Annotated in this window: 10 protein-coding genes and 1 rRNA gene; 3 read left to right on the forward strand and 8 right to left on the reverse strand. The window is 45.0% G+C overall.

Translation table 11 applies throughout. From position 1 onward, the window contains the following. From DPF90_RS17955 to DPF90_RS17970, 4 genes are all read right to left on the reverse strand, one after another. Positions 1-402, reverse strand: a 16S ribosomal RNA gene (locus DPF90_RS17955); the annotation flags it as partial. Positions 403-864: 462 nt separating this feature from the next. Beyond that, positions 865-1,392 carry a menaquinone-dependent protoporphyrinogen IX dehydrogenase gene (hemG, locus tag DPF90_RS17960; RefSeq protein WP_114787697.1) on the reverse strand — a complete coding sequence of 176 codons (528 nt, stop codon included), beginning with the start codon at positions 1,390-1,392 and terminating at the stop codon, positions 865-867. Positions 1,393-1,401: 9 nt separating this feature from the next. Then, the gene (locus DPF90_RS17965; protein ID WP_114787698.1) at positions 1,402-2,859 is read right to left on the reverse strand and encodes a TrkH family potassium uptake protein; all 1,458 of its coding nucleotides are present in this window, start codon (positions 2,857-2,859) and stop codon (positions 1,402-1,404) included. Positions 2,860-2,901: 42 nt separating this feature from the next. Then, a complete protein-coding gene (locus tag DPF90_RS17970) occupies positions 2,902-3,528 on the reverse strand; it encodes a YigZ family protein (protein WP_114787699.1) in 627 nt (208 codons plus the stop codon). A gap of 240 nt (positions 3,529-3,768) precedes the next feature. On the opposite strand from DPF90_RS17970, the gene fadB reads away from it, so the two are divergent. Together fadB and fadA are read left to right on the forward strand one after the other, a co-directional pair. Continuing rightward, positions 3,769-5,940: a fatty acid oxidation complex subunit alpha FadB gene (gene fadB, locus DPF90_RS17975; protein WP_114787700.1), complete on the forward strand. Its 2,172-nt coding sequence runs from the start codon at positions 3,769-3,771 to the stop codon at positions 5,938-5,940. Between the two features lie 12 nt (positions 5,941-5,952). Then, positions 5,953-7,128, forward strand: a complete 1,176-nt coding sequence (fadA, locus tag DPF90_RS17980) for an acetyl-CoA C-acyltransferase FadA (protein ID WP_114787701.1) — start codon at positions 5,953-5,955, stop codon at positions 7,126-7,128. 48 nt (positions 7,129-7,176) lie between these two features. On the opposite strand, the gene punR is transcribed toward fadA, so the two are convergent. After that, positions 7,177-8,088, reverse strand: a complete 912-nt coding sequence (punR, locus tag DPF90_RS17985) for a DNA-binding transcriptional activator PunR (protein ID WP_114787702.1) — start codon at positions 8,086-8,088, stop codon at positions 7,177-7,179. 141 nt (positions 8,089-8,229) lie between these two features. Here punR and punC point away from each other — a divergent pair, with 141 nt between their 5' ends. Next, positions 8,230-9,426: a purine nucleoside transporter PunC gene (gene punC / locus DPF90_RS17990; protein WP_114787703.1), complete on the forward strand. Its 1,197-nt coding sequence runs from the start codon at positions 8,230-8,232 to the stop codon at positions 9,424-9,426. 35 nt (positions 9,427-9,461) lie between these two features. On the opposite strand, the gene glmU is transcribed toward punC, so the two are convergent. The 3 genes from glmU to atpD form a co-directional block, all read right to left on the reverse strand. Next, a complete protein-coding gene (gene glmU / locus DPF90_RS17995; protein WP_114787704.1) occupies positions 9,462-10,820 on the reverse strand; it encodes a bifunctional UDP-N-acetylglucosamine diphosphorylase/glucosamine-1-phosphate N-acetyltransferase GlmU in 1,359 nt (452 codons plus the stop codon). Between the two features lie 150 nt (positions 10,821-10,970). Next, positions 10,971-11,393 (reverse strand): F0F1 ATP synthase subunit epsilon, encoded by a 423-nt coding sequence (locus DPF90_RS18000; protein WP_114787705.1) that lies wholly within the window; start codon positions 11,391-11,393, stop codon positions 10,971-10,973. A gap of 18 nt (positions 11,394-11,411) precedes the next feature. Beyond that, positions 11,412-12,815, reverse strand: coding sequence for a F0F1 ATP synthase subunit beta (atpD, locus tag DPF90_RS18005; RefSeq protein ID WP_114787706.1), 1,404 nt, complete (start codon positions 12,813-12,815; stop codon positions 11,412-11,414). Between the last annotated feature and the right edge of the window lie 11 nt (positions 12,816-12,826).

Raw genomic sequence — 12,826 nt, forward strand, 5'->3', positions numbered from 1 at the left:
GCATCAGGCTTGCGCCCATTGTGCAATATTCCCCACTGCTGCCTCCCGTAGGAGTCTGGACCGTGTCTCAGTTCCAGTGTGGCTGATCATCCTCTCAGACCAGCTAGGGATCGTCGCCTTGGTGAGCCCTTACCTCACCAACTAGCTAATCCCACCTGGGCATATCCTGACGCGAGAGGCCCGAAGGTCCCCCTCTTTGAGCCGAAGCTATTATGCGGTATTAGCCATCGTTTCCAATGGTTATCCCCCACATCAGGGCAATTTCCCAGGCATTACTCACCCGTCCGCCGCTCGACGCCATTATCGTCACCCGAAGGGTCAGATAACTCGTTTCCGCTCGACTTGCATGTGTTAGGCCTGCCGCCAGCGTTCAATCTGAGCCATGATCAAACTCTTCAATTAAAGTTTTGTGCATCTAAGATGCGGCTCAATGAATACTGATAACATTACTGTGTAATGTTGAATTGACTGTGCCGGTATTACTACCGATTGGTCACTCAGTTCATTGATAAATCTTTTTGGATTATCATCAACGAGTGCCCACACAGATTGATAGGTTTAGTTTGTTAAAGAGCATTCTTCTTTAGCTTTATTTACTCTCTAAAGAAGAGTCGGCTATTTTAGCGTTCTAAAGTTAAGTGTCAACCACTTTTTTAACTTATTTTTAAGCATTTATGCTTAACTCTAAGAGCCTAGAGTGCTGAGCATTTTATGAGCTTGACTTGTTTAATCAGGCCTTTCCCTGTCAGCGGAGGGGCATTATAGAGATTACATTCTCGATGACAAGTACTTTTCGATATTTTTCGGTATTTTTTACTTTTAGGCTAAAAAACAGACTCAAACGCCTAAATTTGACTCTATTATCTAGAGTTCATTAAAGTTTTGGGCAAATAAAGATACCTTTTCCCAATTGGTGTATTCGACTTCTTTACTCGTATCTGTCTCTCCACCAGTCAGGCTCATTATTAGTTTAATCATCATTTTATCGAAAAATTTATAACGTGGATAATATAGCGCACCAGCAAAAACACCTATTAAAGTAGGTTGCCATGGAGACTTACTTAAAAACTTCTGTATATAAGCACTACCTTCGGGAGTGTCCTTCCCTTGGCTTTCTTTTCTCGCCGTTAAATTTACACAAAAAAAGCCAACCTTAGCGGCATCTAATTGGTCTTTATGATGCTCAATAAACTGATAAAGCTTTTTATTGAGGTGACCATAGCGAATGGAAGCACCAATCAAAACTTTGTCATACTTTGAAAAATCAACCTGCTCAACAGTATGTAAATCGGATATTTCGATCTCGAGGTTAGATAAGCTATCCTCTATATAAGAGAGGATTTTTTTTGTTTGTCCTTCACGAGATGAATATAGAAATAACGCTTTAGACACACAGCCTCCTTAGCTACGCCAAAAAGTTGGGGTTAGCAGAATCAATAAGGTGAAAATTTCTAATCGTCCAAATAGCATGGAAACAATCAGTACCCATTTAGCTTTCTCGTTCACATCGCCAAAATGAAGCGCTACTTCTCCCAGACCAGGCCCCAAGTTATTTAATGTTGCCGCAACGGCAGAGAAAGCACTCAGTTCATCCATGCCAGTAGCAATTAAACCAAGCATACACACGACAAAAACTAAAGCGTACGCAGAGAAGAATCCCCAAACTGCATCAACAACTCGCTGAGAGAGTGCGGTACCGCCAACCTTAATCGTATAAACCGCACGGGGGTGGACAAGGCGTTTCAACTCGCGAGCTCCTTGCAATGTCAGCAGTAACACACGAATCACCTTCATTCCTCCACCTGTTGATCCAGCGCACCCACCGATAAACGAAGAAAACAGCAGCAACACAGGCAAAAACAGCGGCCAATCAGCAAAGCCCGTTGTAGTAAAACCAGCGGTAGTCGAAATAGAAACGGTTTGAAACAACGCTTGGTCAAATGCATCGTAAACAGAATTGTAAGAATGGTGATTAAGCAAAACCAGAAAGCACACAAAAAAGAGCAAGGTTTGAGTAAAAATAAACGCTCGAAATTCAGGATCCTTCCAGTAATATTTCGGATGTACTCCACCTGAGGCGAAAGCGGCAAAATGCAGAGAATAATTACACGCAGATATAAGCAAAAAAACCACGGTAATCATATTAATAGCATAACTATCAAAGTAGCCCATGCTGGTATCATGAGTAGAGAAGCCACCAATAGCTATGGTAGAAAAACTATGCCCAATCGCATCAAAAGGTGTCATCCCTGCTAACCAAAATGCAAATGCACAAGCAATAGTCAGACTTAAATAGATATACCATAGTGCCTTGGCCGTTTCAGCAATACGTGGGGTCATTTTGCTGTCTTTGACTGGCCCGGGGATTTCAGCACGATAGAGCTGCATCCCTCCAATTCCGAGTACAGGAAGAATAGCGACGGCTAAAACTATGATTCCCATCCCGCCAAACCATTGTAAAAATTGACGGTAAAACAAAATGGCTTTGGGCAGCTCATCAAGGCCCACTATGACGGTCGCCCCAGTAGTCGTTAAAGCGGAGAAAGATTCAAAAAAGGCATCGGTCACTGACACACTGGGGTTGTCAGCCAGTAAAAAAGGAATCGAACCTGCGCTGCCAATGACCGTCCAAAAAAGAACGACTATCAGAAAGCCATCTCGCGCTTTAAGTTCATGTTTATGACGTCGGTTTGGCCACCAGCATATCGCCCCACAAATAAATAGGAAAAAGAAAGTTGTCACAAAGGAAACACCTGCACCATCGCGATAGATCAAAGCGACAAGTGCAGGAGCCAACATAGACACACTAAAAAGAGCGAGCAAAAGCCCGACAATTCGGATAATTGAACGAAATTGCATGAATTGATGATTACCGAAGCAAAGCTCCCGACTTCCTGATTATCATTGTTTACCATTTATAGAGGTCACCATCACTTTGGCACCGCTCTTATTGATTACGCTCTGGGTGAAATGACTGACATAACGCATTTCAATGTCCACAACCATTTTCACTTGTTGACTATAGTCAGCCTCGACTTCTTGCGCATCAAATTGAATGAGTAAACCTTGAACAATAGCAACAAAACCATAGTCTAACTCTAGTAGTAGCTTTGTGGTTATTTTTTTCTCAATTGTTTGAAGCAACTTAAGCGCTTGCTGCACTCCGCCACCATAAGCTCGAACTAAGCCTCCGGTTCCAAGCTTTACCCCTCCAGAGTATCGAGTCACCACAGCGGTAATCTCACCAACCCCAGATCCTGAAAGCTGCGCAAGAATAGGCTTTCCTGCTGTACCAGTGGGCTCTCCATCATCACTAAAACCCCATTTCATTGAATCTTCAGGACGACCCGCAACAAAACCCCAGCAATTATGTCTAGCTGCTGTATGCTGGCTTTTTACTTCTTCGATAAAGGCCTTAGCCTCTGCAACCGATGACGTGTGATTTAAGTGAGTAATAAATACACTTTTCTTTATTTCCTCTCGATAAAGAGTTAACTCTTCAGGGATAAGAAATGGCTTTTGATTCATGGCTCTATTGCTATAAACATCTGACATTTGAGTCTATCATGCCAACCCAACAAGAGCGCCAAAAAGATCAGTTACAGCGCACAGTGTTAAACACTTGTTTAAAAAATGTATTGAATTTCATTTTCTCTAAGTCCAAACTTAACAAACTGGTCTAACCAGAACAAATGTACGACATTTATCAATGTCGGCTTAAGACCGACATACGCGCAATCTCAAGATTGTATGTCATGGAGATAGATAATGATTTACCAAGCCGAAACCCTACAGGTAAAGGAATTACAAGACGGCATCGCTGAGCTAAGTTTTTGCTCTCCAAACTCCGTCAATAAACTAGACCTAGCGACCCTCGAATCAATCGACAAAGCCCTTGATGCACTATATAGCCATAATGGACTAAAAGGCCTATTACTTACCTCAAACAAAGATGCCTTTATAGTCGGTGCCGATATTACTGAATTTATGGGATTGTTTGCCAAGCCAGAAGCCGAACTGGATAAATGGCTTCAGTTTGCAAATAGTATCTTTAACAAACTGGAAGATTTGCCAGTGCCGACCCTTTCGGTATTGAAAGGACACGCTCTTGGTGGCGGGTGTGAGTGTGTACTTGCTACCGACTTTAGAATAGGTGACAAAACGACAAGCATAGGATTACCAGAGACAAAACTCGGCATAATGCCAGGTTTTGGTGGCTGTGTTCGTCTTCCTCGCCTGATCGGCGCAGACAGCGCAATGGAAATCATCACCCAAGGCAAAGCATGTCGAGCCGATGAAGCCCTAAAAATTGGTTTAATAGATGCAGTTGTAGAAAGTGAGTCTCTATTTGAATCTGCTCTAGCGACCATATCGCAAGCAATTAACGAGAAGGTAGACTGGCAGCAACGTCGCAAGCAAAAAACATCAGCGCTTACGCTTAGCAAACTCGAGTCTATGATGAGCTTTACCATGGCTAAAGGACTTGTTGCTCAAAAAGCAGGCCCACACTATCCCGCTCCAATGAAAGCGGTCGTTGCGATTGAGCAAGCGGCACAAAGCGCTCGAGATGATGCGCTTGATATTGAAAGAAAATACTTCGTTGAGCTTGCCAAGTCAGAAGAAGCCAAATCGCTTGTCGGACTGTTTCTTAATGATCAATATATTAAGGGCATTGCCAAGAAAGCAGAAAAGTCAGCAAGCAAAGAGACCAGACGCGCTGCTGTGTTAGGCGCGGGGATCATGGGAGGTGGCATCGCCCACCAATCGGCTTTAAAAGGTGTACCTGTCTTAATGAAAGATATTGCACAGGCATCGCTTGAGCTTGGTATGACAGAGGCCTCTAAACTGCTCAATAAGCGACTTTCTCGTGGTCGAATTGATGGATTTAAGATGGCGGGTATTCTAGCTTCCATCACGCCTAGCCTACACTATGCAGGTATTGACGAGTCAGATGTTATTGTCGAAGCTGTGGTTGAGAATCCAAAAATCAAGGCTAGCGTTCTTAGTGATGTGGAGCAACAAGTCAGCCCAGATACTGTCATCACATCTAATACGTCAACCATACCAATTAATCATCTCGCAAAATCGCTAAAACGCCCTGAGAATTTCTGTGGCATGCATTTCTTTAACCCTGTTCATAGAATGCCATTGGTTGAAATTATTCGCGGTGAACACACCTCAGAAGAAACCATCAATCGCGTTGTGGCCTACGCGGCTAAAATGGGCAAATCCCCAATCGTAGTCAATGATTGTCCGGGGTTCTTCGTTAACCGTGTGCTGTTTCCTTACTTTGGTGGTTTTAGCATGCTACTGCGCGATGGAGCAGACTTCACCCAGATTGACAAAGTGATGGAGCGTAAGTTTGGTTGGCCAATGGGTCCTGCGTATTTGCTTGATGTAGTAGGTATTGATACTGCTCACCACGCACAAACGGTTATGGCCGAAGGCTTCCCACAACGTATGGGCAAGTCATATCGCGACGCTATAGATGCTTTATTTGAGGCCAACAAGTATGGTCAGAAAAATGGCCATGGATTCTACAGCTATAGCGTTGATAAACGCGGCAAGCCGAAAAAAACCTTTAGCGAGGATATTCTGCCCGTTCTCTCAGATGTGTGCGCGGAGAAAAAAGACTTTGACGATCAAGAAATCATTCAACGCATGATGATTCCAATGATCAATGAAGTCGTCCTATGTCTAGAAGAAAATATTATCGCCTCTCCTCAAGAAGCAGATATGGCTCTAGTGTACGGATTAGGTTTCCCTCCATTCCGTGGCGGCGTATTCCGTTACCTTGACAGTGTTGGCATTGTGGAATTTGTCGCAATGGCAAAACAGCACTCAGGTTTAGGTGCTATGTACCAAGTACCACAGCTACTAATAGATATGGCAGCTAAAGGTGAAACCTTTTATGGCAATCAGCAACAAGGTTCTATCTAAGGAGATACCCGTATGAATAACCAAACAAAAAGTGTTGTCGTAGTCGATTGCCTACGTACACCCATGGGGCGCTCCAAAGGTGGCGCTTTTCGCCACACCCGCGCTGAAGACCTTTCTGCTCATCTAATGAAAGGGATTCTAGCTCGCAACCCTCAAGTTAACCCTAAAGACATAGAAGATATCTACTGGGGCTGTGTGCAGCAGACGCTTGAGCAAGGTTTCAATGTTGCTCGAAATGCAGCTCTGCTCGCTGGGCTGCCTATTGAAATTGGTGCAGTCACGGTTAATCGCTTATGTGGATCTTCTATGCAAGCTCTGCATGATGCTACGCGCGCCATTATGACAGGTGATGCTGAGATTTGTTTGATTGGTGGCGTTGAGCACATGGGACACGTTCCTATGACTCACGGCGTTGATTTCCATCCTGGCATGTCAAAAAATGTTGCAAAAGCAGCTGGCATGATGGGACTCACAGCTGAAATGTTGGGAAAAATACACAATATTAGCCGTGAGCAGCAAGACGAGTTTGCAGCCCGTTCTCATGCACGTGCACATGCTGCAACTGTCGAAGGGCGCTTCAAAAACGAAATATTGCCCACAGAAGGGCACGCTCCTGACGGAACGCTTTTCACTCTTGAGAATGATGAAGTCATACGTCCAGAAACCTCTGTCGAAGGTCTTTCACAACTTCGTCCAGTGTTTGATCCAGCCAATGGTACAGTGACCGCTGGCAGCTCATCCGCTCTATCTGATGGTGCATCGGCAATGCTGATCATGAGTGAAGAGAAAGCCACACAACTAGGCCTTAAGATCCGAGCCAAAATTAAGGGCATGGCAGTGGCGGGATGCGACCCATCCATTATGGGGTATGGCCCTGTTCCCGCAACTCAGAAAGCTTTGAAACGTGCGGGTTTATCAATAGAAGATATGGACGTTGTGGAGCTAAATGAAGCCTTTGCGGCGCAATCGCTCCCATGTGCAAAAGACCTAGGCTTAATTGATGTCATGGATGAAAAAGTAAACCTCAACGGTGGTGCGATCGCGCTTGGTCATCCACTCGGTTGCTCAGGTTCTCGTATTTCGACCACACTCATCAATCTTATGGAAGATAAGAATGCAAAATACGGCCTAGCCACTATGTGTATTGGCCTTGGCCAAGGCATTGCGACCGTATTTGAGCGTCCTTAAACACAATAAAATTAAGGCCGGCACTACGCTGGCCTTAAATGTGCACAGTTAGTTATCCCCCAGCCAGTCTTTATGAAGGCGCTCACTATCCCCCAGATAATCGATCATCCATTGAATTAGTTTATGGTTATCGTCCTTACGCCACACCAAGCAACATCGACTCACAGGCTGTTGATCAGGCAAAATCTTCTCTTTCAAAGAACCATTTTTAACTAATGGCATAGCCAGGTGACGTGGCATATATCCCACGCCCACACCATTTTTTAAACACTCGATTGCAGTATGCCAATTGGGTAAAAGTAGTCGACGTTGATAAGGATAATGGCCAGAGTGGCGTTTGGGTAAGACGGTAGAGGTATCATCTAAACAAATGGCTGGAAATTGACTGACAAATTCTTCGGCTAGCACCTTAGCCTTTGCGCACGGGTGTTCCGGGGCTGCAACAAACGTCCAATCCAAAACACCCATATCTCTTACTTCAAAATCTCCTCCAACAGGAATAGCTGAAGTTGCACCAATCACAATATCCGCCCTTTCTTGTGATATGGCCTCCCAAGAGCCGTTAAACACTTCCATGTTAATCTGCAGTTCAGCATGCGGAAAAGTTTTGTAGAAATCTTCAACCAGTGGCTTTAAGCGATCCAATTTGACCACATTATCAAGCGTTAGCTTGAGCGTTTTTTGCCAGCCATGAGCGGCTCTCTTAGTTTGAGCTTTCACCTCCTCCATTTGCCTTAGCATAGCTCTTGCTTGCTCAACAAATACTTCTCCAGCAATGGTGAGCTCCACCTTCCTAGGTAAGCGGCGAAACAAAACCACACCAAGATCTCGCTCAACCTGACGAACGCTATAACTAATTGCAGACGGGACTTTATGTAAAACTTCAGCAGCAGAAGTAAAACTTCCAAGCCGAGCAACCGTCTCTATTAGCTCTAAAGATACCTGAGAAAAAGCACTCATCACTTCCCTTCAAATTTTTTGATTGATAACCATAAAAAACAACGCTTATAAGCTAGGTTTACCAAAAATATAATCTAAAGACCAATATTAGCGTTGGAAATGGACAATATTTTCAAATGAATTTTTTTGAATGGATATAAAATGAACATCTCAAAGATACAACTTCTCTACCTTGCTTCTCTTTCGATGCTCGGGTTTATTGCGACAGATATGTACCTGCCAGCATTCAAAGCAATGGAAAGTGATTTCGCCACAGGCCCAGAGCAAATCGCTTTGTCCCTAACGGTATTTTTAGTTGGAATGGCGGTTGGCCAGCTATCTTGGGGGCTCGCCTCTGATAAATTTGGCCACAGAAATACCCTAGCTGCGGGATTAGGTTTATTTACACTCGCATCTTTAGGTTTGGCATTTAGCGATCAAGTCTGGCAACTCCTCACTTTGCGTTTTATTCAAGCGATTGGCGTATGCGCTCCAGCGGTGATTTGGCAAGCCATGGTCATTAAACGCCACGCAAGCCAAAGCCAGCAAATCTTTGCCACTATAATGCCCTTAGTTGCTCTCTCACCTGCACTGGCGCCTCAGCTAGGCGTTCTACTCTCTGACTTTTGGGGATGGCAGAGTATTTTTATAACCTTAACCATAGTCGGATTAGTCTTAATCACAGCCACTATGGCGCAAGATAACCCAGAGCAGCAAGAGAAAAAATCCACAGTTGGAGCCGATATAAAAGCTCTGCTCACCTCGAAAACCTACATAGGCAATGTCACCATATTCGCGACCGCTTCTGCCGCCTTTTTTGCCTACCTTACTGGCATGCCAGAAATTATGGCTCAGCTAGGCTATGATGCCAGAGATATAGGCTTAAGCTTCATTCCCCAAACAATCGCTTTTATGGCGGGCGGATATATCGGTAAAAAATGCGTGGCCAAATATGGTGATGAACACGTCCTTAGAATACTCATCGGACTGTTTAGCCTAGCCTCAGTCATGATATTTGCAACATCACAATGGCAGCTGTCTTCAATCTGGCCTATTCTAGCGCCTTTTTGCTTAATCGCTATCGCCAACGGTGCCCTATATCCCATAGTGGTCAATAGAGCGCTCGCAAGTGCCAAACAAAGCCCAGCGACCGCAGCAGGCCTGCAAAATAGCTTACAAATTTGCATCAGCAGCCTTTCTAGCGCGTTAGTGGCTGCAATGGCAAGCCAAGCACAAACAGTAACAGGAATCGCAATCCTAATCTGTATGGTGGGATTATGGGTTGGCTACTGGCTATCAGCCCGAAGCAAAGATACTGGAATAGAGATGGATAACGCCTCTGCCGTTACAGAAAAATAAACAAAAAACGCCGCTAATTGCGGCGCTCAAGTCTGTTATTTTTTCGTTGGCCTCTGCCAGTTCTGTATCACTCGCTCTTTGACGCGAGTGATCACTAACTCACCTTCTTCGACATCCTTGGTAAGAGTCGTGCCCGCACCAAGTGTCGCTCCATCAGCAACCGAAACTGGTGCCACTAGCTGAGTGTCTGAGCCAATGAAGACATCATTACCTATGATGGTCTTAAATTTATTCACTCCATCATAGTTACAGGTAATCGTTCCTGCACCAATATTGGTACGTTTACCAATCTCAGCATCCCCCAGATAGGTGAGATGATTGGCTTTAGAGCCCTCTCCAACTAAGGTGTTTTTCACTTCAACAAAGTTACCAACATGAGAGTCATTGCGCATCTCAGCACCTGGTCTAAGACGTGTAAATGGACCAACTGTACAATCTTCACCAACAGTTGCACCCTCGATAACACTGTATGGGCGAACTAGGGTATTGTCATCAATCTCACAGTCTTTAAGTACACTACCCGTGCCGATGAAAACATTGTCACCAAGAGTAACTTTGCCCTCAATAATCACATTAGTGTCTATTTCGCAGTCCATACCACATTGCAATTCCCCGCGAAGATCAAAGCGAGCAGGATCGCGCAGCATAACGCCCTGCTCAAGTAACTTTTGTGCCTGCGCCTGCTGAAAAGCACGCTCTAGACGAGCAAGCTGCGCTCTATCATTGACGCCTTCAACCTCGATAGCACTTACAGGGTGAACCGCCTCTACCGCTCGCCCTTCACTGTGGGCAGCTGCAATCACATCAGTCAGATAATATTCACCTTGAGCATTATCATTACTTAGCCCAGATAGCCAGCGTTTGAGATCTCTTCCCGTAGCGACCATCACACCAGTGTTTATCTCTTTGATAAGTTTCTGCTCTTCAGTCGCATCTTTTTGCTCGACAATTGCCACTACTGGGCCATTTTTACGCACAATGCGACCATAGCCCGTAGGGTTATCCAAAACCACAGTAAGCAATGCGATTCCGCCCGTTGGCTGCGCATCAAGCAAGCTTGCTAGAGTCTCTTCAGAGATCAAGGGGACATCACCGTAGAGAATTAACACTTTTTCATCGTCTTCAAACTGAGGCGATGCTTGGTCCACTGCATGCCCTGTACCCAGCTGCTCTGCCTGCAACACCCAATTGACAGACTCTTTCGAGAGTACTGTCTGCATCTGATCGCCACCATGACCATAAACTAAGTGGACATTCTGCGCTCCTATACCTTTACATGTATCAATAACATGCTTAACCATAGGCTTACCCGCTAGAGTATGCAGCACTTTGGGTTTGTTAGAGTACATGCGAGTACCTTTACCCGCTGCGAGGATCACCGCGCTAAATTTCATTCAAAAGACCTTCAATTGGTGTTGTAAAACTGAGATGTATTGTAGACATTAACGGATAATTAGTTAATCATTGCAGAAAAAATTTACTTTAAAATAGAAAAAAAGCGGTCAAACGACCGCCTTTATCATTTTTGAAACACCTTAAAATTTTTAACGGCGTTTCTTTGTCAGCTCGATAACACGTAGCTGAGCAATGGCTTTTGCCAGCTCACTGGCCGCTTGAGCAAAGTCCATATCACCATGCTGATTTTGGATACTCTCCTCAGCACGGCGTTTGGCTTCTTCTGCCTTCGCTGCGTCTAGCTCTTCACCACGGATAGCCGTGTCTGCCAATACAGTCGCTGTACCTGGCTGAACTTCTATCATACCACCGGAAACATAAATAATTTCCTCGTGGCCGTGCTGTTTCACAATACGCACCATACCAGGCTTGATAGCGGTCAGTAACGGAGTGTGGCCATGGAAAATCCCTAGCTCACCTTCGCTACCGGTCACCTGGAACGTTTCAACACGACCAGAAAAGATTTTCTTTTCTGCGCTGACAACGTCTAAGTGAAAGGTTATTGGTGCCATATCGCCTCCTAGTTAGCCTTATAGCTTCTTCGCATTCTCGATAGCATCGTCAATTGCACCACAGTACATAAACGCTTGCTCTGGAACGTCATCGTAATCACCAGCTAGTAGACCTTTGAAGCCACGTAGAGTCTCTTTAAGAGGTACGTAGATGCCAGGGTCACCAGTGAATACTTCCGCTACATGGTAAGGCTGAGTTAGGAAACGCTCAATCTTACGTGCACGAGATACTACTTGCTTATCTTCTTCAGACAGCTCGTCCATACCTAGAATCGCAATGATATCTTTCAGCTCTTTATAACGCTGTAGTGTAGACTGAACACCACGAGCGATATCATAGTGCTCTTGACCTACAACGAGAGGGTCAAGCTGACGAGATGTCGAATCTAGTGGGTCGATCGCTGGGTATAGACCCATAGCAGCGATGTTACGGTTAAGTACAACCGTTGCATCCAAGTGCGCGAACGTAGTAGCTGGGGACGGGTCAGTCAAGTCATCCGCAGGTACGTATACCGCCTGTACAGACGTGATAGAACCTTGCTTAGTTGACGTGATACGCTCCTGTAGAACACCCATTTCTTCAGCTAGAGTAGGCTGATAACCTACCGCTGAAGGCATACGACCTAGAAGGGCTGATACCTCAGTACCTGCTAGTGTATAACGATAGATGTTATCAACGAACAGTAGAACGTCACGGCCTTCGTCACGAAAACGCTCAGCCATTGTTAGACCAGTCAAAGCAACACGTAGACGGTTACCCGGTGGCTCGTTCATCTGCCCGTAAACCATTGCTACTTTAGACTCTTCAGGTTTCTCAACGTTTACAACGCCCGCTTCCTGCATCTCAAAGTAGAAATCGTTACCCTCACGAGTACGCTCACCAACACCTGCAAATACTGATAGACCAGAATGCTGAAGTGCGATGTTGTTGATAAGTTCCATCATGTTAACGGTCTTACCAACACCAGCACCACCGAATAGACCAATCTTACCACCCTTAGCGAATGGACAAACTAGGTCGATTACTTTAACGCCAGTCTCTAGTAGAGCAGTTTCATTTGATTGCTCTTCGTAGCTTGGTGCTTCACGGTGGATAGAGTAAGTCTCTTCTGCACCGATTTCACCACGCTCGTCAATTGCGTCACCTAGAACGTTCATGATACGACCTAGGGTCTTAGTACCAACTGGTACTGAAATTGGAGCACCAGTATTTACTACTTCTACTCCACGACGTAAACCATCAGAGCTACCCATCACGATACAACGAACTACGCCACCGCCTAGCTGTTGCTGAACTTCAAGAACTAAACGCTCTTTTGAGTCCGTTACGTTTAGAGCGTCATATACACTAGGTACTTCGCTCTGTGGGAACTCTACGTCGACTACCGCACCGATGATCTGTACGATCTTACCTGTAGCCATCGTTAATCCTC

The organism is Vibrio tetraodonis, from assembly GCF_003350295.1.
GTDB lineage: Bacteria > Pseudomonadota > Gammaproteobacteria > Enterobacterales > Vibrionaceae > Vibrio > Vibrio tetraodonis.

Excerpts from the sequence above, each read along its gene's own strand:
- DPF90_RS17965 (WP_114787698.1), bottom strand. The coding sequence starts at position 2,859 with ATGCAATTTCGTTCAATTATCCGAATTGTCGGGCTTTTGCTCGCTCTT.
- DPF90_RS17970 (WP_114787699.1), bottom strand. The coding sequence starts at position 3,528 with ATGAATCAAAAGCCATTTCTTATCCCTGAAGAGTTAACTCTTTATCGA.
- fadB (WP_114787700.1), top strand. The coding sequence starts at position 3,769 with ATGATTTACCAAGCCGAAACCCTACAGGTAAAGGAATTACAAGACGGC.
- fadA (WP_114787701.1), top strand. The coding sequence starts at position 5,953 with ATGAATAACCAAACAAAAAGTGTTGTCGTAGTCGATTGCCTACGTACA.
- punR (WP_114787702.1), bottom strand. The coding sequence starts at position 8,088 with ATGAGTGCTTTTTCTCAGGTATCTTTAGAGCTAATAGAGACGGTTGCT.
- punC (WP_114787703.1), top strand. The coding sequence starts at position 8,230 with ATGAACATCTCAAAGATACAACTTCTCTACCTTGCTTCTCTTTCGATG.
- glmU (WP_114787704.1), bottom strand. The coding sequence starts at position 10,820 with ATGAAATTTAGCGCGGTGATCCTCGCAGCGGGTAAAGGTACTCGCATG.
- DPF90_RS18000 (WP_114787705.1), bottom strand. The coding sequence starts at position 11,393 with ATGGCACCAATAACCTTTCACTTAGACGTTGTCAGCGCAGAAAAGAAA.
- atpD (WP_114787706.1), bottom strand. The coding sequence starts at position 12,815 with ATGGCTACAGGTAAGATCGTACAGATCATCGGTGCGGTAGTCGACGTA.